Genomic DNA, 21,535 nt, shown 5'->3' on the forward strand with positions numbered 1-21,535 from the left:
GTAAATAAACGTAGTAAATATGCGAGTTGTAGAGTTCTGCAACGAGCTATATAATTATTACAAAAGGAGGTTAAATAGTTATGGCTTGCGAAAGATGTAGCAGAACTCCAAGCTTTTCTAGAGGTAGATGCAGAATATATATGAATGTAGAAATCTCAGAATTACGTAATAAATTAAAAAAACTTATATCAACAAGTTGGAATATTTTAAAGTCTACATGTACACATTTTGAATTTGAAGTAAATGACTTTGAAACATTTTTATTAAAACTTCATTCATTTAATTTTATCTCTTTAAAAGAAGCTAGTGGAATAGATGTATTGCCTGTCTATGTAGGAGAAAAGTTAAGCTTTCCTATATATTCAAGAACTAAAAAACTAAATAAATGGATCAGTCTCTTAATGTCAAAAGAGCTTATATATATATTAGAAAATGAAACGCTTGTAACCCACTTCCAACCAATAATTGACATAAAAAAGGCTTCTATATATGGATATGAACTTCTTTCTAGAGGAATTAAAAGTGATGGTAATTTAATGCCTCCATTTGAAATGTTTAATCTCGCACGTGAAAGTGATTTATTATTTAATCTAGATAGACAAGCTAGAGAAACTTCTATTATAAGTTCAGCTAAGGAAAAAATAGATAAGAAACTTTTTATAAACTTTTTACCAACTGTAATTTACAATCCAGAAGTATGTTTAAAGTCAACTATAGACTTAATAAATAAATTTAACTTTGAACCTGAAAATATAACATTTGAAGTTGTAGAAACTGAAGACATAAATGATGCAGATAACTTAAATACGATTTTAAACTATTACAGAGAAAAAGGCTTTAAAATAGCACTTGATGATATAGGCAGTGGATATTCATCTTTGAATAATTTATCTAAATTTTATCCAAATTACATAAAAGTAGATATGGATATAATAAGAAATATACATAAAAATGAGCTTCAACAAGAAATCTTTAAAGCACTAGTAGCTCTATCAAAAAAAACAGATATAAAAGTATTAGCTGAAGGAGTGGAGACCAAAGAAGAATTGGATTTTGTAGTGGATAATGGTACAGATCTTGTGCAAGGTTTCTATTTTGGAAAACCAAGTAAAAAACCATTAAAAAAAATAGAGTTTTAATAAAACTTTATTTTTTTAATGGTTTTTTATTATATAAGCTTTTATTTAGATTAATAATTTTTCTTCCTATCCTCTAACAAATATTGTTATCACAAAATCATAGGTTAAACATACAATAATTAAAATAGATTAGAGGTGGTTCTGTTGGAAAAGGCCATAATTGAAACTGTTATTTCTTTATTTATTATAATATTTATAGGTTTTTTTGCAGGTAAGAGGGGAATCATAGATGAAAATTTAAATAAAGGATTAACTAAAGTTCTTATAAATGTTGCTCTTCCATTTATGATAGTTTCCTCTTTCATATTTAAATACGAAGAAAACATAAAATCTAATGTTATAAAAACATTTGCTTACAGTTTTATAGCTTATATGGTAGTAGCCTTCATATCTTATATACTCCTCCTACCAATTAAAAAAGATAAAAAGACTATACTACATTTTGCAAATATATTTGTTAATACCGGTTATATAGGTTTTCCAATTCTAAATTCTATATATGGTCCAGAAGGAGTAATATATGGATCTATTTTTAATATGTTTTTTGTAATTTTTATGTGGACCTATGGGATTGCATTATTTAAGGGAGACTTTAAAAGAGAGGAACTAAAAAAAGAAATAAAAAGTATAATTTTAAATTCTTCTATTCTAGCCGTGTTTATTGGTATTATAATCATGGTTTTTGATATTAAAATAAATAGTTTAATTTTAAACAGCATAAAATCAATAGGCAGTATAACAAGGCCTTTATCTATGATTATTATAGGAGTTATACTTTCAAAAGTTAAGTTTAAAAAGTTTCTAAATAATTTTATCATTTATTATGGAATATTAATAAAACTTATTATTATTCCTGTATTTATATACCTCATATCTTTACCTTTAACCACTCCATCTAAAGCTTTAAACTCTGTAATAATAATGACAGCAATGCCAGCTTCTGCTATGACTTCTATATTAGCTGAAAGTTTTGATAAAGAGAAAGAATTTGCAGCTGTAGTAGTCTCATTAACTACTTTATTATCTCTTTTAACAACTCCTTTAATAATAAATATTATTAAATAAAGTACAGTAAATAATTAATAAATAACTATAAATTTTAAATTCACATCTTTCAGTTAAAATCATATATTGTATAAAAGGATTTTAAAGAAAGGAATGAATAATATGTATAATGATGAAAATTTATATTATCCTGATCCATGGGGGGATTGTTTAGTCTTTAAGGACTATGGTCCTGAACCATTTGTAATTAATATTGAAAAGGCCACTCTGGAAAATAATACTTTTCGTACTGCCTTATGGACAGGAGAATATCTTCAATTAACATTGATGAGTATTGATGTAAACGATGATATAGGATTTGAAGTTCACAATAATCTTGATCAGTTTATTCGTATTGAACAAGGAAAAGCATTTGTTATGATGGGAGATACAAAAGACAATATGACTTTTAAAAGAAAAATCACTGACGATTGTATAGCATTAATCCCTGCAGGCAAATGGCACAATGTAATAAATGTAGGATGCATACCTCTTAAACTTTATTCTATTTATGCACCTCCTGCACATCCACATGGCACAATTCATGGAACAAAGGATGATGACGAACACCATGATTATTAATTAAAACTTAAATTTACTTGATAGTTAGTCAAGATAAAAAATAAGAGCCTATAGGCTCTTATTTTTTATCTTGTATAGGATTTATTATCTTCTTAATATCAAAATCTTTATCATATAAAAAGTCTATTATCTCGCCATAAGTTTTATCATCCATATGAGGAGTCCTACTTAAAATCCATAAATTATCCTTAGTATTGCCCATTACTACTGCATATCTATAGTTCTTGTCTAATTTTATAACATTATACTCGCTTTTAAATGGCCAGAAAAACCTCACCACAAGGCTGCCTTTACATCTTTCATCAGAAACCCATGCACTTCCCCTGATCTCTTTTTTCTTACCTTTTTTATATCCAGAATTTATAACTTCTATTTCACCGTTCTTTTTAAGATTATAAATAGCTCTTATGTTTTCAAGACCTTTTTCAGATCTTAATGGTAATCTTCCAATTTCAAACCAATTACCTAAATATCTTTTTAAGTCTAAGTCACATACTATAGGTATACTTCCATTATCCTTTTTGAAAGTTTTCATAAAATATCTCCTTTTTAATTTCTATATACTCTTTATCTTTTGTATACCCTAAATAAGATTTTATTATCCTTATATAAACTACTTAAGCACATGATTATTAAGACTTAGCTACTTTATTCTAATATTTCAAGTGCTCCTTCTATAATTTTTTCAATATTCTTTTCTACATCATCATTTATATTTTTATATACTTTAACTCCTTTTGCAATCAAAATTCCACTTGCATTTCTTCCACATTCTGGAGTTATAAGCGCATCCACCTCACTATCTACAAGAGTTTGAGCAGCTATAACTCCTGCTCCACCTGGACTTGATGATGCTTTATTATCTATATAAGCTTTTTCTTTTGATTCTATATCGTATATTAAAAAATATTCTGCACGACCAAAATTTTCTGCCACTTCTGTCTCTAGTGATTTTTCATTTACTGGAATTGCAATCTTCATTAGCTTCATCTCTCCCTTTGTATCTATTAGTGAATCCATACCTTTCCTACCTTTATGACAATTTCCTCTACCACAAAATTTGCCTCTTCCATTGCATAGTTTATAGTCTCCACCTTCGATTTTTAAAACTTTTCCCTTAACTAAGGACTCAGCAATTATTTTTCTAGCTTCACTATATATTCTTTGTACAGTAGTGCGTGCTATTTTCATTTGACTAGCACATTCTTCTTGGGTCAGATCTTCTAAATCTATAAGTCTTATAGTTTCATATTGATCAATAGTCATATTAACAAATTTATCTTGATCTTTTTTAATACTCAATGGCCCAAATTTATTAGTTCCAGGAAGTCCACACACATTTCTATGTTTTCTAGGTCTAGCCATCTTTATCACCTCTTAATTATTGACATATGTTTATTTCTAATTATAGTATACCTTTAGTATTGATCATATGTCAATAACCTTATTCATGATATATAATCTTTGAAACTTCAAGTAAAAATCTAACTTTTAAATTTAAAGGCTAGATAAAAACTTATAGTTCTAATTTAGATATACAATTTGAACATCTTTAGCCATCTATATCTATTCAAGTTTTATAATATTTACATTTTTTCTTGTGCTTTTATACTCTACAATTGCTTCTTTTTTTAATTTACTGGTATATATCTGATAGTTCATATTTTATCATTTCAGTTTTGTTTCTATAATAACTTTCTTTTGATTCTATATTTTCACTATTAGTAGTTCTGATAGGAAGCTTCACTCTAAATATACTTCCTTTTCCTAAAGTGCTTTCTACACTTATTTCTCCTTCATGGAGTTGAGTTATAGCTTTGACTAAAGAAAGACCTATTCCACTACCTTCAGACATACGGTTAAGAGATTTATTTAATTGTCTAAACTTTTCAAAAATAATATTCATACTTGCTCTATCTATGCCTATACCATTGTCTTCTACAGTTATTTCAACATAATTATCTTTAGACTCTAAACCTATTAATATAGTCCCCTTTTCACTTGAGAATTTTATAGCATTAGAAATAAGATTAAGAAGAAGTCTTTCAATTTTATAAACATCAAATGCAACTATCATTTCTTCAATTTCTGTGTTAAATACAAGTTCAAGTCCACTAGCCTTAATATAATCTGAAACAGAATCAACCATATCGTCTATAACATTTACAATATTATTATTGGTTAGATTTAGTTTATAAAACCCTGATTCAATCTTTGAAATATCTAATATATTACTTATAAGCTTTGTGAGTCTATAACAGTTTTGCATTATTATTTCATTGCTATATATTATGTCCTTTTTAACATCAACCAGGGAGTCCTTTTTTAAATACATCTCTAATAATTGAGATGCACTAAAAATTAAATTTAATGGAGTCTTTAATTCATGGGAAACATTTATAAACATTTCATCTTGCGCCTTTAGTGCCTGATTCATTTCTTCATTAGCTAACTCTTCATCAGTTATGTCTATACCAACACCAATTACTTTTTTAATATTTGATTTAGAATCAAATATAGGTTGAAATATTGTTTTAATATATTGTACTTCTACCCTTTCATTAATTTTTTGTATATATGAATATATTATATTTTTCTCCATAGCTTTTTTAATGTTTTGCATGAGTTCCTGCTTTTCTTCCTCTTTTAAATTAAAAAAGTCAAAAAAGTTTTTACCAATTAACTGACCTACTGAATCTATACCTTCTCTATTTTTTGCAATAGTATTAAATCCAGTTTCATTAATATAATTTATTTTAAATTTATCATATGATAATGACACATAGTTTAAGCATATATCTTTTATATTTACTTTAACTGCGTCATATTCTTCAGCTTTAAATCTATCTCTTACGTCCTTGTATATTAGAATCCCACCATCTATATTTCCATCTTTATCATATATAGGAACACCATTACATTCAAAATAAACTGCAGGTAGGTGACTAGTTATAATTATAACCTCATTTCTAATAGTTTCACCATGTAATACTCTTTGTATAGGTGTTTCCCCAAAAGAAAGTTCGTTTCCATCTATATCATTATATTTAAAAAGGTTAAACCTTTCTTTATCATCTAAAGATTTAGGATCAGAAGTGTAAGGAGTAAGTCTTTCTATAGCAACCTTATTTAAATAGGTAAATTCTCCTTTTTTATTTACTTTACCTATCGCATCAGAAATATTACCTAAGATAACTTCCATCTCTTTTCCTTCCCTTTCAAGGAGTTTTCTTTCAAAAACATTTTCAGTTACATCATAAAAAGTGCACATTAAATATTTTTTATCTTTTTTTGTAGATAAGGCCCTTATACTTATATCCCAATAACTCTTTTTACCATTGAAGTTTTTTAATTCAACTTCACGCTTAAGTGATGAAGTTCCCTTTTTTATCAGAGTTGAAACTGGTTTTGGGTATTTAGGAAATTCTCCTATATAGTCCTTATTTTCAATATCCATAGAATTTAGCATATTTGTAAAGTTTTTACTAGATTTTAAATGAATGCAGTCTGGATAACTATAAATTGCTATTATTTCTTTATCATTTATATCAATATTATTAAAATTATCTATAAGAGTTTCAAGTGCCAAATCTTCACTTTCTTCGAAATAATATTTTATTATATTTCCATCCATTATTGGCTCACAAGTAATGCTAATATCTTTTGGTAGATCTGTTTTAGTAAATGCATAACAATTAACTTTATTTTTAATATCTTCAAACTGGATTTGGTAGTTAATTTTCAATAATATAGCTATCTCTTTTATATTTTTACCTATAATTGTATCTTTTGAATAGCCAAATAATTCTATAAAGCTATTATTTACTTTATAAACTGTTTTGTTTTTTATATATATACATACTTTTTCAAGATCTTTTTTTAATTTGTTTGTCAAGATTTATACCTCCGTTTATTTACTAAAAGTTTTAGCCTTGTTATAACCCTATCTATATTTAAATACTAGTATCATTATAAAAGTAGAGTAAAAGGTTTCTAGATCTTTTACTCTACTTTTTCAATAACACCTTTTATATGTTTTAATCTTTATATATATTATATCCAATCTGATTTTTTTTGCTACATACATAGCTTTGTCTGCTTTAAATATAAGTGATTCTATTGTACCACCATGGTCTGGATATAAACTTATGCCTATACTTGCCCTTATAGATATTTCTTCTCCACCTATTTTAAAATTATTTTCAAAGATATTTGACATTCTTTCTACAACTTCTACTATCTCCTCTTCTAGATCAAACCCGGATATTATTGCTGCAAACTCATCTCCACCTAGCCTAGATACTATATCTTCTTTATCTACTTCCTTTTCAATTCTGTTTGCTACTTCCTGAAGAACTTTATCTCCAAAACTATGTCCATAGCTATCATTAATACTCTTAAATTCATCTAAATCAAAAAATAATACTGCAAATTTGCTAGCCTTGTTATTTGCTTCTTCTATCTTATATTTCATAATTTCTTCAAACTTTTGTCTACTAGGTAGCTTAGTTAAGTAGTCTTTGTATGCTATTTCTCTATTTTTCTTCATTAAATATATAATCATAAATGAAAACCCAAAATACAAAAATGATATAATTGATATACTTTGAAAATATAAATGCCTTTGATGTGATATGTCCATTATCATATTTTGATCATTATATAGTACTTCAATAACATATGACTTCCACCATGCTAAGTCATTTTTTTCATAATCTACAGCATAAGGTATATATTTAAATCTATATGAATCATTCTTAGAGTCTTTAAAAATATGTTCTTGAGATTCATTTGTATCTAATGCTTTTTTTACATACTTATCTTGATCATCTTTAAAATTTTTATCACGAGTAAGTTTTGTATTCGCCGTATCTAATTCATGCGAATATTTCCTATGTTTATTAAATTTATAAACTCTTATATCTTCAACAAAAGAATATTTATCTTTCAACTCTTTTGAAAGATAAATTATATTTAAGTTTTTTAACTCTGGATATATATCTTTTATATTTACACTAAGTTCTATCAGATATTTATTATCAGGTGTAGGCATATATCCGTATTTTCTCAATTCACCTTCTATTATTGAAAAGTTAAGATTATCTGATTCAAATTTATCACCAGCTAATCTTTTTTCTAATATCTGGGAAAAATCAACAAGCTCATCAAAATCTAGTCCAAGCTCCTCATCAAGGGAAGAGGCTACAACTTTAAGCCTACTATCTAATATATATATATCCATATCATCCATTTGGTTTTTCATCTCTTTAAGATTCCAATCTAGTACTTTTGGATCTTTCTTATATTTATCTATTAAAAATTTAGATTTTTCCTTCATATCATCATGTATATCTTCTTCTACTATTTTACTTATTATTTCAGTATACTTAGTTTCATTATAAATACTTTCTTCTATTAATTTAATTTTTGATTTATATTCAGCTTTTATTATATCCACAGTATTCTTATAGTTACGATAGTAGATTATTAATACAACTACAAATATTACAATCATAGGAATCAAATATATTTTAGATTTTAGTTTAAACTTTTTCATATATAACCCCTTTTGACTTTTACCCTAGAAGTCTTTTATATCTATATAATAACCCTTACATTATTTAATGTATACTATATATCATTCGATGTTATAATTTAATATAGATAATCTAATAATACATTTATCTATTAATTACCCCAAATAAATTCTTGATATCACCTTATTTAATCTTATCATATTTTACAAATTTTCACTTTATAGATAACCTATTTATATTAAATAAATATACTATGACAATAGAGTGTACTTAAATTATTAAAACTCATTATAAAAATTACTTTTTTACAAATCCCATTCACAAAACCTGTTTAGTTTGATACAATAAGGATATAAATGTTAGGAGTGCCTAAATTATAAATTTAAATAAATATATTTTATTTCATATAAAGAAAGAAGGAGGTTAAATCATGTCTAAATCATTAGAAATTCAACAACTTCATGTCTCCTATCATAAGACTGAAGTCCTTAGAGATATTAATTTATCTGTTGAAGCTGGAAAATTAATTGGTATCATAGGACCAAATGGTGCAGGAAAATCAACACTTTTAAAATCAATACTTGGTTTGATTCCAATAGATAAAGGTAAAATAAAAATATATAATAAATCTCTCGATCAGATGAGAAAAAAAATTGCATATGTTCCTCAGCGTTCAAATATTGATTGGGATTTCCCAATCCTAGTAAAAGATACTGTATTACTTGGAACTTATCCAAAACTTGGATTATTTCATAGACCAAAACAAGACGATAAGGATTGGGCCATGGAGTGTCTTATAAAGGTTGGTATGGAGGAGTATGCCGATAGTCAAATTGGTGAATTATCAGGTGGTCAACAACAAAGAGTCTTTGTAGCAAGATCCCTTGCTCAAAGATCAGAATGTTTCTTTTTTGATGAACCATTTGTTGGAATAGATATAACAAGTGAAAAGATTATTATTGATATTCTAAGAGAATTAAGAAATGAAGGTAAAACAGTATTCGTAATACATCACGATCTTATGAAGGTAGAAAGTTATTTTGATGAATTAATTCTTATAAATAAAGATTTAATTGCTTGTGGACCTGTAGATCTTGTTTTTAAACCTGAGTTAATGGAAGCTGCTTATCAAGCACCACTATTCATACCTCGGGATCCGGAGGTGAAAAAATAATGGAATTTTTAAGTGATTTAATGGTTTATGAGTTTTTACAAAAAGCTCTTATTACATCTGTAATAGTAGGAATCGTTTGTGGGGTTATTGGTAGCTTTATAGTTTTAAGAGGTATGGCTTTGATGGGCGATGCAATATCTCACGCTGTACTCCCAGGCGTTGCAATTTCCTATATGTTAGACATCAATTACTTTTACGGCGCAGTTGTAGTTGGTATATTATCTTCTCTTGGAATTAGCGCAATAAGTCAAAATAGTCGTGTTAAAAATGATGCTTCTATAGGTATTGTATTTTCAGCTGCATTTGCAATTGGGATCATTCTTATTACAAAAGCACAAAGTGCAACGGATTTAACACAGATTTTATTTGGAAATGTGCTCCATGCCAGATCCTCAGACATGTGGATTACCATAGTAGTAGCTGCAATTGTATTGCTAGTTGTTACATTGTTTTTCAAAGAATTACTTGTCTCTAGTTTTGATGAAACAATGGCTGAAGTTTATGGATTAAAAACACGTCAAATCCATTATGGAATCATGGTATTATTAACTTTAGTTACCGTTGCCTCTTTACAAACTGTAGGTGTTATACTTGTAGTTTCTATGCTTATTACACCTGCATCAACAGCATATTTATTGACAAATAAATTATCAACTATGATAGTTCTTTCATCTATATTTGGTGCATTATCTTCTGTTGTTGGCATATACTTTAGTTATATTAAAGATTTACCATCTGGCCCTGTTATTGCCTTAGCTGCAACTGCATTTTTTATAATTGTATTAATTTTTTCACCTAAACAAGGACTTCTTTGGTCGGCACTTAAAAGAAAAACTCAAAATGAACCATCCGGCATTAGGGATTAGAAATAAATTAAAATAAATATTTACAAAGATAAAGGAGAGTATGAGAATGAAAAGATTTTTAAAGTATTTTATTGTAGCTAGTATAACGCTAGTACTTCTTACTGGATGTGGAAAAGAAAATAATGATTCTGGAGGAAAAGCTTCTGACGAAACACTAAAAGTTGTAACATCCTTTACCATCATTCAAGACATCGCAAGAGAGATAGGTGGAGATAATCTTGATATCCACAACCTAGTACCAACTGGAACAGATCCTCACGAATACGAACCTCTTCCTAAAGATATAAAGAAAGCTACCGATGCAGATATACTTTTTTATAATGGATTGAACCTTGAAGGTGGAAAAAATGGATGGTTCTTTAAAATGATGGATTCTGTTGGCCAAGATGAAGAAAACATCTACAGTTTAACAGAGCGTGTAGACGCTATGTATTTAAGTAGTGAAGATGGAACAGATGAAGAAATAAATCCTCATGCATTTATTGATCCTGCTGTTGGAATCAAAATGGCCGAAGATATGCGTGATGCACTTATGGAAAAAGATCCAGATCGAAAAGAAGATTATGAAAAAAAAGCAGATGAATATATTGAAAGATTAAAAGATATAGACAAAGATTATGAAGAAAAAATTAATGATATCGAAGAGAAAAATCGTATTCTTATAACTAGTGAACGTGCTTATCAATATATGGCTGATCATTACGGATTAAAAGAAGGATATATCTGGGCAATTGATACCGAAGAAAACGGATCACCAGAACAAATTAAATCATTGATTAAATTTATTGATGAAAATGATGCCCCTGTTTTATTTGTTGAATCAAATGTAGATAGAAGACCTATGGAAACAGTATCAAATGAATCTGGAGTTCAAATAGTCGAAAAACCAATTTACTCTGATGAAATTGGAAAACCAGGAGAAGAAGTTGACACTTATGTAAAATATTTAAATTATAATATAAAACTTATTCATGATGCCCTAAAATAAGAAAATATTCCCATAACAAGGATTCTATAATAGGTTTTAAAGCCTTTTATTATATAAATAATAAAATAGAGTCACTAAATTAATATAATGACATATAAAACTTTTCTATTTTTTTAAATAGTTGAGTCTGAACTAAAGGATAAGTTATATTTCTAGGTAGATTATAAAATAGTTTTATTTCTTCTATTTCATAATCTGGTAATTTACCAATACTTTTTACATGAGAGTAAAAAAGTTGTCCAAAGCTTTCAATCCCATCATTTATTACTGAATATATGGATACAGGAAAAATATCAAAATCTATAGCTCCAGTTTCCTCTATAAGTTCCCTTGAAGCTGTACAATTAATATTCTCACCCTTTTCTCTATGACCTGCTGGCATTTCCCATGTAGACCTTTCTTTATGTCTGACAAATATCCATTTATCCATATATTTAGCCATAACAATAGCAAATTTTAATTTACTATTGTCGACTGAACCTAATTCATAGTAATTTATCTTTACCATATTAAATATCCTTTCTTTACCAATTGATACTATTTCATTATATAAAAGTTTATATAGTAAAAGATGACAAGTTATATTTATAACTTGTCATCTTTTTATTATTTAGTAAGTCTCTCTAGTTCCAAATTCAGCATCTTCTACCCATTCTTCAGCACGTCTTAAATGTTGTATCATTTCATTAAATATTTGATAATGGTTTTTCTCCATTTTTATAAGAAATTCAAAAAGTTCTTTTCCTTTTTCATCAGTAGCTTCTTTTTTTAGCTTTTCGTATAAATCAATACTTTTCTTTTCTTTTTCTAAAGCCAATCTATAAGCATCAATTTGGTCAGGATTAGTTTTGATTTTTACTTTAAAATCTTCACTATCTTCAAATACATTTTTATAAGCTTCTAAAGACTTATCTTCACTTAGCTCATATGATGAATTATTTAGTTTATTTTCAAGTATATTAGCATGTTTTCTTTCGTCCTTAGCTAAAAAATTAAAAACAGTAGCTAGTTTGTTATCTTTGTTTATTTCTGCTTGTTCTAAGTAAAATTTTTCACCATCTAGTTCCATTTTAATAGCAAATTTTAAATCTTCCATTAATTATTCCTCCTATTATTACATTATTTATTATATTGTTTTACTACTACATATTCATGTTATACCTTTTAATATATGAAATCAATTTTTTTGTAATTAAATTATATATTAAATGTATAGTAAATAATCTTTTCAAAGATTATTTACTATTGAATAAATGATCCATAATATCTTTTCTAGAAACTATACCTATGAGATTTCCTTTTTTATCCACAACAGGTAATCTCTTAATCCTTTTTTGAACTAATAAGGTTGCAGCCGCTTCTATTTCTTTGTCTGGACTAACAGTTATTACATCGCCTGTCATAATATCCTCTGCTAAAAAACCCATAGACCTTTGTAAATCATCCATAAACTTTTTAGGACTTTCAAGATAGAATATACCTCCTAGGACTTCCAAAGCTGCTGGCCCTTCTATTCTCGAGGCTCTCCTTATAAGATCACCCTCAGTTACTATTCCTTTAACTTTACCCTTTGAATCCACAACAGGTAATCCACTTAGACCATGTGTACTAAGTAAATTTGCACACTTTTCAACCGTATCACTTTCCACTACTGTCACAACATCTTTGGTCATGATATCTTTAATATACATAAAATTCCTCCCTTATTTAAATATTATTCCATATATAAATAATACCCAATATAAAACTAGAACAACAAAATAGATATTATAATAATTCTTAAAAATATAAAAAGATCTTAAAATTACAATTAGTTTTTATACCTTCTTAACTTAATCTCATCCTTAATTTCTAATCCTCTTTCACCAGCTAAAGATTCCAAATGATGAGTAAATTCATGTAGGAGTGTGTCTTTAAGCTTTTCATATATTTGATCTTTTGATAGTCCATTATAAATCTTTTTAAAAGATCCATAATATATTTTTATATTTCTTCCAGTAACACTTCTCGAATATTCTCCTAATACTATCAAGTCATCAGCCTCACTTTCAGGATGAACCTTGATTTGAGGGAGTAAAACTATCCCTTCATTTAATTTTTTAAAAAACTCCTCAGGTATTTCTTTGCTTATCTCTTCCAATATGTCTTGAATTTCATTTATACTCGGAAAATCACTCATATCTTCACCTTCTTGGTCCTATATATTTTATTTATTATATTAGATATTAATGTTTTATATATTTCTAATTTATTAAAAATCTAAAATACCGCTAAACAAATTTGTTTAGCGGTTAACTTAACGAATAAAGCCTATTTTCTCACCAATGCTCCATTTGCTTCTTCTAGATTATCTTTGTCTATAAGGTTTATCATGCAAAAATGTTGATAAAACTTTTCTAATTCTTTAACTTCTTCGGGACCTTCCTTTAAAGAAATAATGTCTCTTAATATTTGAGCCATCCATTTATTGTCAAAATAACGTTGTCTACCAGAGTTCCAAGTTGTCTTTTTAGGTGAATTTTTATCAAAATAATAATTCCAAAACAACATTTTTTCTGATTCTTCTTCTGAAAGTTTTAGTCTATATTTTGGATGAGCTGTAATATATCCATCTTCACATAACCTTCCATCAAATGTTTCATTTGTCATAAACACACCTAATATCTGTCTATTCTCTTCTGGTTCATCATCTTTTCTTCGAGTTATAAGGCATGCACTTTTCTCGTTCATTCTAGCTAATTTTCTTGGTTGACCTTCTTTTTTACCGCTTTTGATTTCACCAGTAAAAACTCTCCACTCTTCAAAAACCTTTTCTTCATCTTCTTTTGATTCACACCAAAAAACTGACTGTACTTTAGGATTAATCTTTTGATTTTTCATTTGTTTTTTAAGATCTAAAATTCTTTGTTTCTCACGCTCTATAGCTCTTTCTTCCTTAAGTATTAATTCTTGTTTTCTTCTTTCCTCTTTCTTTTTTTCTATTTCCTTCTCTATCACATTTGTAGCTTTTTTATCAACAAACTCAATATGTTCTATAAACACATCAGGAAAAACAAATTTTTTCTCTCCAGATTTAAAGTTTATTTGTATATAAGAATCATCATAGTCAACTACATTTCCCTTACCGAAAGTTTCATGTATTACTTCTCTATCAACTAAATCCATTAAACTCCTCCCTCCAATTTACCTAAAATCCGCCATAAAAAAAGGCCCTTTTTCACTTATATTTAGTTAAAACTTCAATAACTACCATTATAACATTTAATTGATAATAATTCAAGTTTTCTATTGACATAACTATGTTTTCTAGTATATAATATAATATTATTCAAATCTCAGTATAGTTTTAAGGGAGAAAAATCTGTCTTTTATTCTCATTAATCCCCCCGAACTAGTTTAATTAAAGCACTTGTAGGTAAAAAAATTTAGTTTTATTAAAGAGAATTATTTATAATAAGTATTTTCTTTTAAAGCAAATCTTTCAAGACTATATATTATAAAATCTTGATATGAGATTTAGCTATAAATACAAACAGGCAGATGAATTTTTATTTTCATCTGCCTGTTTATATATTAAATTTAAACTTTATTCATATTTTTTTCTATAGACAAACTCAGTGTGTAAAAGTTCGTGAGCTTTTTCTCCATAAGGTTCTCCTAGATATTCATCATATATTTTTTTAATGGATTCATTTTTATATGATAATTTTACTTCTTTTTCTTTATCTACACTGTGTATAGCTTCCATACGTTTTTCTAATATTGAAATATCCCTATGAATAAATGGTTGGCCTCCTCCGCCTATACATCCTCCAGGACATGCCATTATCTCTATTACATCATAGTCTTCTGTTCCTTTTCTAACATTATCTAATAGTCTTCTAGCATTTCCAAGTCCACTTGCAGTTGCAACCTTTAAAATCTTACCATCTATTTCGACTTCTGCTTCTTTAAGACCTTTTAGTCCTCTTAAATCATGAAACTCTAACTCTTGTAAATCTTCTCCTGTTATCATGTGATATGCAGTTCTTAAAGATGATTCTAAAACTCCACCTGACGCACCAAATATATTTCCAGCTCCTGTTGATTCTCCTAATGGATTATCAAACTCTGTATCTGGTAAATCAGCAAAAGATATAGAAAAATCTTTTATCATAGAGGCTAATTCTCTAGTAGTGATTACATGATCCACATCACTATAACCTTCGCCACCTAGTTCTGGTCTGGCAGATTCATATTTCTTTGCAACACATGGCATAATAGATACAACCACTATGTCTTCTCGAGGGATATTGTTCTTTTGGGCAAAGTAAGTTTTTGCTATTGAACCAAACATTTCATGAGGTGATTTACATGTTGATGGTATATCTAACATATCTCCAAAATTATGTTCAATAAATTTGACCCAACTTGGACAACAGCTAGTAAGTATAGGTAATTTTCCACCATGCTTTAATCTATGAACTAATTCTGCCGCTTCTTCAATAGTGGTTAAATCTGCAGCAAAAGTTGTATCAAAGACATAGTCAAATCCAAGGTTTTTTAAAGCACTAACCATTTTCCCTGTTACTACAGAACCCGGCTCCATACCAAATTCTTCACCTAGTGCGACTCTAACAGCAGGAGCTGCTTGCACTATAACTGTTTTATCACTTCTTAAAGCATCATATATTTTATGAACACAATTTACTTCAGAAAGTGCTCCAGTAGGACATACTGCAAGGCATTGCCCACAGAATGTACAATTTGTTTGATGCATAGGATTATTATACTGTGTTCCTACAACAGTATCAAAGCCTCTTCCAATATCTGTTAGAGTTCCAACTGTTTGAACATCGGTACATACCGTTTCACATCTTTTACATAATATACACTTATTTGGATCTCTTACTATAGATAAACTACTATCATCTATTGGAAATTTTATAACTTCTCCTTCATATCTTATTCTATTTATATTAACATTTTCTGCTAAATCTTGAAGTTCACAATCTCCATTTTTAACACATACTAAACAATCTTTTGGATGATCAGATAAAAGCAGTTCTACCATAGTTCTTCTTGTATTTATAACCTTTAAGGTATCAGTCCTCAAAGTCATACCTTCTTTTACTAAAGTATTACATGCCGGAACCATACTTCCATTTTTTCTTTCAACCATACAAACTCTGCAGTTAGCATCTTGATTTACTAGTCCTAAATCATGTAGATCTAGATGGCATAAAGTTGGTATATTTATATTTGCTTTTTTAGCTGCTTCTAAAATCGTACTACCATCTTCTACTGAGATATCTTTATCATTAATCTTTAAATTTATCATTTTATCACCTCTATTTTCTAATAATAGCATTAACAGGACAGGCTTCTAAACAAGCATTACACTTTATACATATATCTCTATCTATTTTATGCATAGACTTTTTTGAACCTGAGATTGCATCTACAGGACATTTCTTTTTACATATTCCACACCCAATACAATCATACATTACATAATATTTTAATAATTCTTTACATGCTGAAGCTTCACATGTTTGTTCTAATATATGCTTTTCATATTCCTCTTTAAAATAATGCATAGAACTAATAACAGGAGTAGTAGCTGTTTTGCCAAGACCACAAAGACTTGAATCTGTAATTACAGTGCAAAGATCATCTAATAAAATAAGGTCTTCTGCTTTTCCTTCACCTGATGTTATCTTATCTAATATTTCAAGAACTCTTTTGTTACCTATTCTACATGGAGTACACTTACCACAAGATTCATCTACAGTAAAATCCATAAAAAACTTAGCTATATCAACCATGCAGTCATCTTCATCCATTACTACCATACCACCAGATCCCATTATTGAACCTATTTCCTCTAAAGAAATAAAGTCTACTTTAGTGTCAAATAAATCTGGAGGTATACATCCACCCGAAGGTCCACCTGTTTGTACAGCTTTTATCTTTTTACCATCTGGTATACCTCCACCTATTTCAAAAACTATTTCATTTATAGTAGTTCCCATAGGTACCTCTACAAGTCCAGCATTAACTACTTTACCTACAAGCGCAAATACTTTCGTCCCTGCAGAGTCTTTTGTTCCTATTGACTTAAACCATTCTGCACCACGACTTATTATCTGTCCTATATTTGCAAATGTTTCAACATTATTTATTATAGTTGGCTTTTCAAATAATCCTTTTTGATAAGTTCTATATACCTTTGCCTGGGGCATACCTCTTTTTCCTTCTATAGATTGGATTAATGCTGTACCTTCTCCACATACAAAAGCTCCAGCTCCAAGTCTTAACTCTAAGTCAAAATCAAAACCACTTCCAAGTATGTCTTTTCCAAGCAGATTATGTTTTTTAGCTTCTTTGATAGCCTTTTTAAGCATTGTAACTGCTTTAGGGTATTCCGCCCTAACATATACATATCCATAGTTTGACCCTATAACTTTTCCAGCTATTATCATGCCTTCAATAACACTATGGGGATCTCCTTCAAGTATAGATCTATCCATGTATGCTCCTGGATCTCCCTCATCAGCATTGCAAATCACATATTTCTCAGCTGATTTTACACCTGCTGCACTTTCCCACTTTCTTCCTGTTGGAAATCCTGCTCCACCCCTACCACGAAGATTAGAATCTTTAATAATATTAATAGCTTCCTTATCATCTAAATCAAACAGCACCTTCTTTAATGAAAAATATCCTCCAAGTGCAATATATTCTTCTATACTTTCTGGATTTATAATATTATAGTTTTTAAGTGCAATTCTTTGTTGTTTTTCATAAAATTTGCCGCTTAATCTTATATTGTCATCTTCCACTACATAATTACTATCTTTAGATAGCCTATCCAATAGTTTTGGATACTCAACTTCTTTTATTTTTTCCAATTCTTCTATTTTATTTAATAGGAAACTACTTGTCATCCTTTTCACCTGCTTTTAATTTATTTATTATATTTTCAACATCTTCAAGTTTAAAAAATGGATATACATCTTCATTGATATTTACCACAGGTGCCAATGCGCATTCACCTACGCATCTTGTTTCAATAATTGAAAAAAGTTGATCTTCTGTTGTTTCTCCTACACCTATGCCTAGTTTTCTAGAAAATTCTTCTAAAACATCATTTGCTCCTTTTACGTAACAAGCAGTACCCATACAAACACTTACAGAATATTTTCCTTTTGGAATTAAACTAAATCGTGAATAAAAGGTAATTACACCATAGATAATAGATACTGGAATATCTAATGTCTTAGCAATCTTAGTAACTGACCTTTTTGGAATATATCCATATAAGTCCTGAGTTTTATGTAAGACCTCAATAAGATCGGCACTACTTTCAGCTTCATCTAAAAATTCCTTTATACTTTCATAATTTTCTTTTTCCTTAATTATCATTTCTTCCCTCCATTTTATAAAATTATTATGTACCTATTGAAAGATTGTCATCTTTTTAACAACTATATCAGATATTTGCCAGTAATGAAAGATATATTTTTAACAATGTTTGCTTTAAAGGTAGACCAACTACTAATTATGTCAGAATCTTCAGTCCTTAATTTAAATCCACTTATTTAAAAATATCCACCTAAAACTATTTAAATAGTTTTAGGTGGATATTTTGGTTTTATATTTTTTATTTGTGAGGTTTTTCAACTTCTTCTTTCATACTTTCCATTGGCCCTATAATTTCAAAGTCTTTACCACTATTGTCTAGTAATTCATGGATGGAGTAGTTTATACTACCTTTCCCATCAGATTTTAACTCGTTTAATCTCTTTTTACTTATTCCAAATACAATCCTTCCAATACCACTCCAATAAATAGCACCAGTACACATAGTGCATGGCTCTGCTGAGTTATACATAGTACATTTCTTTAAAAATTCTTCATCGTATTTTTCTGCAGCTCTTTTTGCTATTTGTAACTCAGGATGACCTGTTATATCATTTTTTGTAATTTGTGTATTTTTATCTTCCATTAATATATTACCATCTTCATCTACTAATATAGAGCCAAAAGGATTGTCACCATCTTCTTTTGCTTGGTAAGCAAGTTTTATAGCTTTTTCAATATAGTACTTATCATCTTTTAATCCCATTTCATCGCCTCCATTAACTTTGATACCCTTATATTAAATAATTATATTAATTTATAAATATTTATCCCCTTTTATGTTTTTATTAAATCATTTTTTCTAATAGTAGATTTTTTACATCAATGGAGCAATTACTTTTAATACTCTCCCAGAAATTGTCATAAAAATATTATACTTTTTAATATCTTCTAAAGTAACACGCTGAGAAAGTTTTAAAGTCTTTTCAAAGTCATCCTTTATATCCATTATACTTTCAACTTCTTCTATATATAAGCCACACTCAAAGTGATGATACAAACTTCTATAATCAAGATTTATAGTTCCTACAACTCCTCTTATGTTGTCACTAACAAATACTTTAGCATGCATAAAACCTGGAGTATATTCATAAATTTTTACACCAGTTTTTATAAGTTCTTTATAATAAGTTCGAGATTGGGCAAAAACAAATTTCTTATCAGGTATATGAGGCATTATAATCTTTATATCAACACCTCTTCTAGCTGCAAATTTTAATGAACTTATCATTTCCCCATCTAAAATCAAATACGGTGTCATAATATAGACATAATTTTTAGCCCTATTTAATATATCCATATATATCATTTCCCCCACCTTATCACTATCTAGTGGAGAGTCACCAAAGGGCAGTAAATAACCTTCTTCTTTTATATTTGAAAGTTTAGATTTATATTTATCATCCATATACTTTCTATTTTCTTCATTTATATTCCACATTTGTAAAAACATTAAAGTAAAGCTATCAACTGCTCCACCTTGAATCATAATAGCTGTATCTTTCCAGTGCCCATATACTTCTATTTTGTTTATATATTCATCCGCTAGGTTTATTCCTCCAGTAAAAGCAACTTTACCATCAATTACTAATATTTTTCTATGATCCCTATAGTTATAATGAGTTGAAAGAAAAGGACGAATTGGTGCAAATACCTTAGAAGAAATTCCTAATTTCTTTAATTTTTTTGAATAATTATGAGGTAGTAATGTAAGTTCACAAGTTCCATCATACATAACTCTAACTTCTACCCCTTCTTTTACTTTATCAGACAAAACTTTCAGGATCTTTCCCCACATATGCCCTTCACCGATTATAAAATATTCCATAAATATAAACTTTTCTGCTTTTTCTAATTGGATTATCATTTCTTCAAAAGCATCTTCTCCTAAAGGAAAGTATTTTGTTCTTCCTCCTTTATATATTGGAAAACCTCCTGTGTTTTCAGTATATGTAGCTAAATTATATAATGATTTATTCTCTACCTTCAAGTTTTTCATTAAATCTTCTTGTTGACTAAATTCTGTTTTTGATTCTTTTACAATTTCCTTAAATCGTTTCTTAATAAGACGATGCCCTATATCTTTTTGTATAAAAATATAAAGTAATCCTCCAAATCCAGGAATTAATGTAATCATTATAACCCAGGACATTTTAACATTTGAATTGTGCTCTGAATTAATAACATGAATAACCATAACTATTGTAAAGATTAATAAAGTACCTACTAAATATGGAAGTAAACTTTCTAAAAATCTAAATACACTAAACAATAGTAATATTTGAACTGTTAAAAGAAGTAAGACTATACCTGTTCTTCCAAATAACATTCTAAGTATACCTCGTTTTCCTTTCTTTAAAAGGAAAATCTCATTTACTTTACTTCCATCATTAATAAATTTATTTGAACTCATTTTTTCTACCTTCTTTCACCTTATATTAGTCCTTAACCTTTTCTATATCAGTTTTATAAATCCTATATTGTATCTACATACCTACCCTAAAAATTTTATCCCTAGCACATTCTATTAATATAAAATCAAGTAAATCTATTAGGACAAAATAAATACACCTAAAATTTTAGGTGTATTTATTTAATACTTATTCCTTCCATCCTGTCATTATTGTTTTAAATAACAAATTAAAAGGTTTTTATTAATTCGCTGGAGCTAAACTTATGCTCGTACCTGTAAGTTTTAATATATCACCTTGGGCTAAATCCAAAGTAATACCGTCTCCTAGAATCTCACTTTGCTTATATTTTCCTTTTTCATCTACAATAGATATATTTCCAGGGCTTTT

The 21,535-nt window shown here is 28.4% G+C and carries 20 protein-coding genes; 6 read left to right on the plus strand and 14 right to left on the minus strand.

Annotation, left to right across the window (positions count from 1 at the left end):
* The first annotated feature begins 80 nt into the window (after window positions 1-80).
* From ACTHW2_RS01800 to ACTHW2_RS01810, 3 genes are all read left to right on the plus strand, one after another.
* On the plus strand, window positions 81-1,139 hold the full coding sequence (locus ACTHW2_RS01800; protein ID WP_442262015.1) for an EAL domain-containing protein: 1,059 nt from the start codon (window positions 81-83) through the stop codon (window positions 1,137-1,139).
* A 144-nt stretch (window positions 1,140-1,283) separates the two neighbouring features.
* Entirely contained in the window at window positions 1,284-2,204 is a 921-nt protein-coding gene (locus ACTHW2_RS01805; protein WP_442262016.1) for an AEC family transporter, read from the plus strand.
* Between the two features lie 102 nt (window positions 2,205-2,306).
* A complete protein-coding gene (locus ACTHW2_RS01810; protein WP_442262017.1) occupies window positions 2,307-2,765 on the plus strand; it encodes a cupin domain-containing protein in 459 nt (152 codons plus the stop codon).
* A gap of 58 nt (window positions 2,766-2,823) precedes the next feature.
* Here ACTHW2_RS01810 and ACTHW2_RS01815 read toward each other — a convergent pair whose 3' ends face one another.
* The 4 genes from ACTHW2_RS01815 to ACTHW2_RS01830 all read right to left on the minus strand — a co-directional run bounded on the left by ACTHW2_RS01815 (window position 2,824) and on the right by ACTHW2_RS01830 (window position 8,322).
* A complete protein-coding gene (locus ACTHW2_RS01815) occupies window positions 2,824-3,300 on the minus strand; it encodes a lipocalin family protein (RefSeq protein ID WP_442262018.1) in 477 nt (158 codons plus the stop codon).
* Window positions 3,301-3,413: 113 nt separating this feature from the next.
* Window positions 3,414-4,130 carry a DUF134 domain-containing protein gene (locus ACTHW2_RS01820; RefSeq protein ID WP_442262019.1) on the minus strand — a complete coding sequence of 239 codons (717 nt, stop codon included), beginning with the start codon at window positions 4,128-4,130 and terminating at the stop codon, window positions 3,414-3,416.
* 271 nt (window positions 4,131-4,401) lie between these two features.
* Window positions 4,402-6,660, minus strand: a complete 2,259-nt coding sequence (locus ACTHW2_RS01825) for an ATP-binding protein (protein ID WP_442262020.1) — start codon at window positions 6,658-6,660, stop codon at window positions 4,402-4,404.
* Window positions 6,661-6,780: 120 nt separating this feature from the next.
* Window positions 6,781-8,322, minus strand: a complete 1,542-nt coding sequence (locus ACTHW2_RS01830) for a GGDEF domain-containing protein (protein WP_442262021.1) — start codon at window positions 8,320-8,322, stop codon at window positions 6,781-6,783.
* Window positions 8,323-8,732: 410 nt separating this feature from the next.
* Here ACTHW2_RS01830 and ACTHW2_RS01835 point away from each other — a divergent pair, with 410 nt between their 5' ends.
* Genes ACTHW2_RS01835 through ACTHW2_RS01845 form a run of 3 tightly spaced genes read left to right on the plus strand, consistent with a single transcriptional unit; the run spans window position 8,733 to window position 11,330 of the window.
* Entirely contained in the window at window positions 8,733-9,476 is a 744-nt protein-coding gene (locus ACTHW2_RS01835) for a metal ABC transporter ATP-binding protein (protein WP_442262022.1), read from the plus strand.
* Entirely contained in the window at window positions 9,476-10,342 is an 867-nt protein-coding gene (locus tag ACTHW2_RS01840) for a metal ABC transporter permease (protein ID WP_442262023.1), read from the plus strand. Before ACTHW2_RS01835 ends, ACTHW2_RS01840 begins: the two co-directional genes overlap by 1 nt.
* A gap of 46 nt (window positions 10,343-10,388) precedes the next feature.
* The gene (locus ACTHW2_RS01845) at window positions 10,389-11,330 is read left to right on the plus strand and encodes a metal ABC transporter solute-binding protein, Zn/Mn family (RefSeq protein WP_442262024.1); all 942 of its coding nucleotides are present in this window, start codon (window positions 10,389-10,391) and stop codon (window positions 11,328-11,330) included.
* A gap of 79 nt (window positions 11,331-11,409) precedes the next feature.
* On the opposite strand, the gene ACTHW2_RS01850 is transcribed toward ACTHW2_RS01845, so the two are convergent.
* From ACTHW2_RS01850 to cls, 10 genes are all read right to left on the minus strand, one after another.
* On the minus strand, window positions 11,410-11,838 hold the full coding sequence (locus ACTHW2_RS01850; protein WP_442262025.1) for an NUDIX hydrolase: 429 nt from the start codon (window positions 11,836-11,838) through the stop codon (window positions 11,410-11,412).
* Window positions 11,839-11,940: 102 nt separating this feature from the next.
* Window positions 11,941-12,426, minus strand: coding sequence for a ferritin-like domain-containing protein (locus ACTHW2_RS01855; protein WP_442262026.1), 486 nt, complete (start codon window positions 12,424-12,426; stop codon window positions 11,941-11,943).
* A gap of 139 nt (window positions 12,427-12,565) precedes the next feature.
* The gene (locus tag ACTHW2_RS01860) at window positions 12,566-13,021 is read right to left on the minus strand and encodes a CBS domain-containing protein (protein ID WP_442262027.1); all 456 of its coding nucleotides are present in this window, start codon (window positions 13,019-13,021) and stop codon (window positions 12,566-12,568) included.
* 119 nt (window positions 13,022-13,140) lie between these two features.
* The gene (locus ACTHW2_RS01865; protein WP_442262028.1) at window positions 13,141-13,509 is read right to left on the minus strand and encodes a metallopeptidase family protein; all 369 of its coding nucleotides are present in this window, start codon (window positions 13,507-13,509) and stop codon (window positions 13,141-13,143) included.
* Between the two features lie 131 nt (window positions 13,510-13,640).
* Window positions 13,641-14,495 (minus strand): hypothetical protein, encoded by an 855-nt coding sequence (locus tag ACTHW2_RS01870; protein WP_442262029.1) that lies wholly within the window; start codon window positions 14,493-14,495, stop codon window positions 13,641-13,643.
* Between the two features lie 421 nt (window positions 14,496-14,916).
* A complete protein-coding gene (locus tag ACTHW2_RS01875; protein ID WP_442262030.1) occupies window positions 14,917-16,650 on the minus strand; it encodes an NADH-dependent [FeFe] hydrogenase, group A6 in 1,734 nt (577 codons plus the stop codon).
* 10 nt (window positions 16,651-16,660) lie between these two features.
* Window positions 16,661-18,259, minus strand: a complete 1,599-nt coding sequence (locus tag ACTHW2_RS01880) for an NADH-ubiquinone oxidoreductase-F iron-sulfur binding region domain-containing protein (RefSeq protein WP_442262031.1) — start codon at window positions 18,257-18,259, stop codon at window positions 16,661-16,663.
* A complete protein-coding gene (locus tag ACTHW2_RS01885; protein ID WP_442262032.1) occupies window positions 18,249-18,737 on the minus strand; it encodes an NADH-quinone oxidoreductase subunit NuoE family protein in 489 nt (162 codons plus the stop codon). Before ACTHW2_RS01885 ends, ACTHW2_RS01880 begins: the two co-directional genes overlap by 11 nt.
* A 238-nt stretch (window positions 18,738-18,975) precedes the next feature.
* Window positions 18,976-19,440 carry a nucleoside deaminase gene (locus ACTHW2_RS01890; protein ID WP_442262033.1) on the minus strand — a complete coding sequence of 155 codons (465 nt, stop codon included), beginning with the start codon at window positions 19,438-19,440 and terminating at the stop codon, window positions 18,976-18,978.
* A 111-nt stretch (window positions 19,441-19,551) separates the two neighbouring features.
* Window positions 19,552-21,147 (minus strand): cardiolipin synthase, encoded by a 1,596-nt coding sequence (cls, locus tag ACTHW2_RS01895; protein ID WP_442262034.1) that lies wholly within the window; start codon window positions 21,145-21,147, stop codon window positions 19,552-19,554.
* Window positions 21,148-21,535 lie beyond the last annotated feature (388 nt).

The sequence above is a fragment of the Tissierella sp. genome (genome assembly GCF_052089545.1).
Lineage (GTDB): Bacteria > Bacillota > Clostridia > Tissierellales > Tissierellaceae > Tissierella_A.

Excerpts from the sequence above, each read along its gene's own strand:
- ACTHW2_RS01835 (WP_442262022.1), top strand. The coding sequence starts at position 8,733 with ATGTCTAAATCATTAGAAATTCAACAACTTCATGTCTCCTATCATAAG.
- ACTHW2_RS01890 (WP_442262033.1), bottom strand. The coding sequence starts at position 19,440 with ATGGGATTAAAAGATGATAAGTACTATATTGAAAAAGCTATAAAACTT.
- ACTHW2_RS01870 (WP_442262029.1), bottom strand. The coding sequence starts at position 14,495 with ATGGATTTAGTTGATAGAGAAGTAATACATGAAACTTTCGGTAAGGGA.
- ACTHW2_RS01820 (WP_442262019.1), bottom strand. The coding sequence starts at position 4,130 with ATGGCTAGACCTAGAAAACATAGAAATGTGTGTGGACTTCCTGGAACT.
- ACTHW2_RS01875 (WP_442262030.1), bottom strand. The coding sequence starts at position 16,650 with ATGATAAATTTAAAGATTAATGATAAAGATATCTCAGTAGAAGATGGT.
- ACTHW2_RS01865 (WP_442262028.1), bottom strand. The coding sequence starts at position 13,509 with ATGAGTGATTTTCCGAGTATAAATGAAATTCAAGACATATTGGAAGAG.
- cls (WP_442262034.1), bottom strand. The coding sequence starts at position 21,147 with ATGAGTTCAAATAAATTTATTAATGATGGAAGTAAAGTAAATGAGATT.
- ACTHW2_RS01855 (WP_442262026.1), bottom strand. The coding sequence starts at position 12,426 with ATGGAAGATTTAAAATTTGCTATTAAAATGGAACTAGATGGTGAAAAA.
- ACTHW2_RS01840 (WP_442262023.1), top strand. The coding sequence starts at position 9,476 with ATGGAATTTTTAAGTGATTTAATGGTTTATGAGTTTTTACAAAAAGCT.
- ACTHW2_RS01885 (WP_442262032.1), bottom strand. The coding sequence starts at position 18,737 with ATGATAATTAAGGAAAAAGAAAATTATGAAAGTATAAAGGAATTTTTA.
- ACTHW2_RS01800 (WP_442262015.1), top strand. The coding sequence starts at position 81 with ATGGCTTGCGAAAGATGTAGCAGAACTCCAAGCTTTTCTAGAGGTAGA.
- ACTHW2_RS01810 (WP_442262017.1), top strand. The coding sequence starts at position 2,307 with ATGTATAATGATGAAAATTTATATTATCCTGATCCATGGGGGGATTGT.
- ACTHW2_RS01860 (WP_442262027.1), bottom strand. The coding sequence starts at position 13,021 with ATGTATATTAAAGATATCATGACCAAAGATGTTGTGACAGTAGTGGAA.
- ACTHW2_RS01880 (WP_442262031.1), bottom strand. The coding sequence starts at position 18,259 with ATGACAAGTAGTTTCCTATTAAATAAAATAGAAGAATTGGAAAAAATA.
- ACTHW2_RS01815 (WP_442262018.1), bottom strand. The coding sequence starts at position 3,300 with ATGAAAACTTTCAAAAAGGATAATGGAAGTATACCTATAGTATGTGAC.
- ACTHW2_RS01845 (WP_442262024.1), top strand. The coding sequence starts at position 10,389 with ATGAAAAGATTTTTAAAGTATTTTATTGTAGCTAGTATAACGCTAGTA.
- ACTHW2_RS01830 (WP_442262021.1), bottom strand. The coding sequence starts at position 8,322 with ATGAAAAAGTTTAAACTAAAATCTAAAATATATTTGATTCCTATGATT.
- ACTHW2_RS01850 (WP_442262025.1), bottom strand. The coding sequence starts at position 11,838 with ATGGTAAAGATAAATTACTATGAATTAGGTTCAGTCGACAATAGTAAA.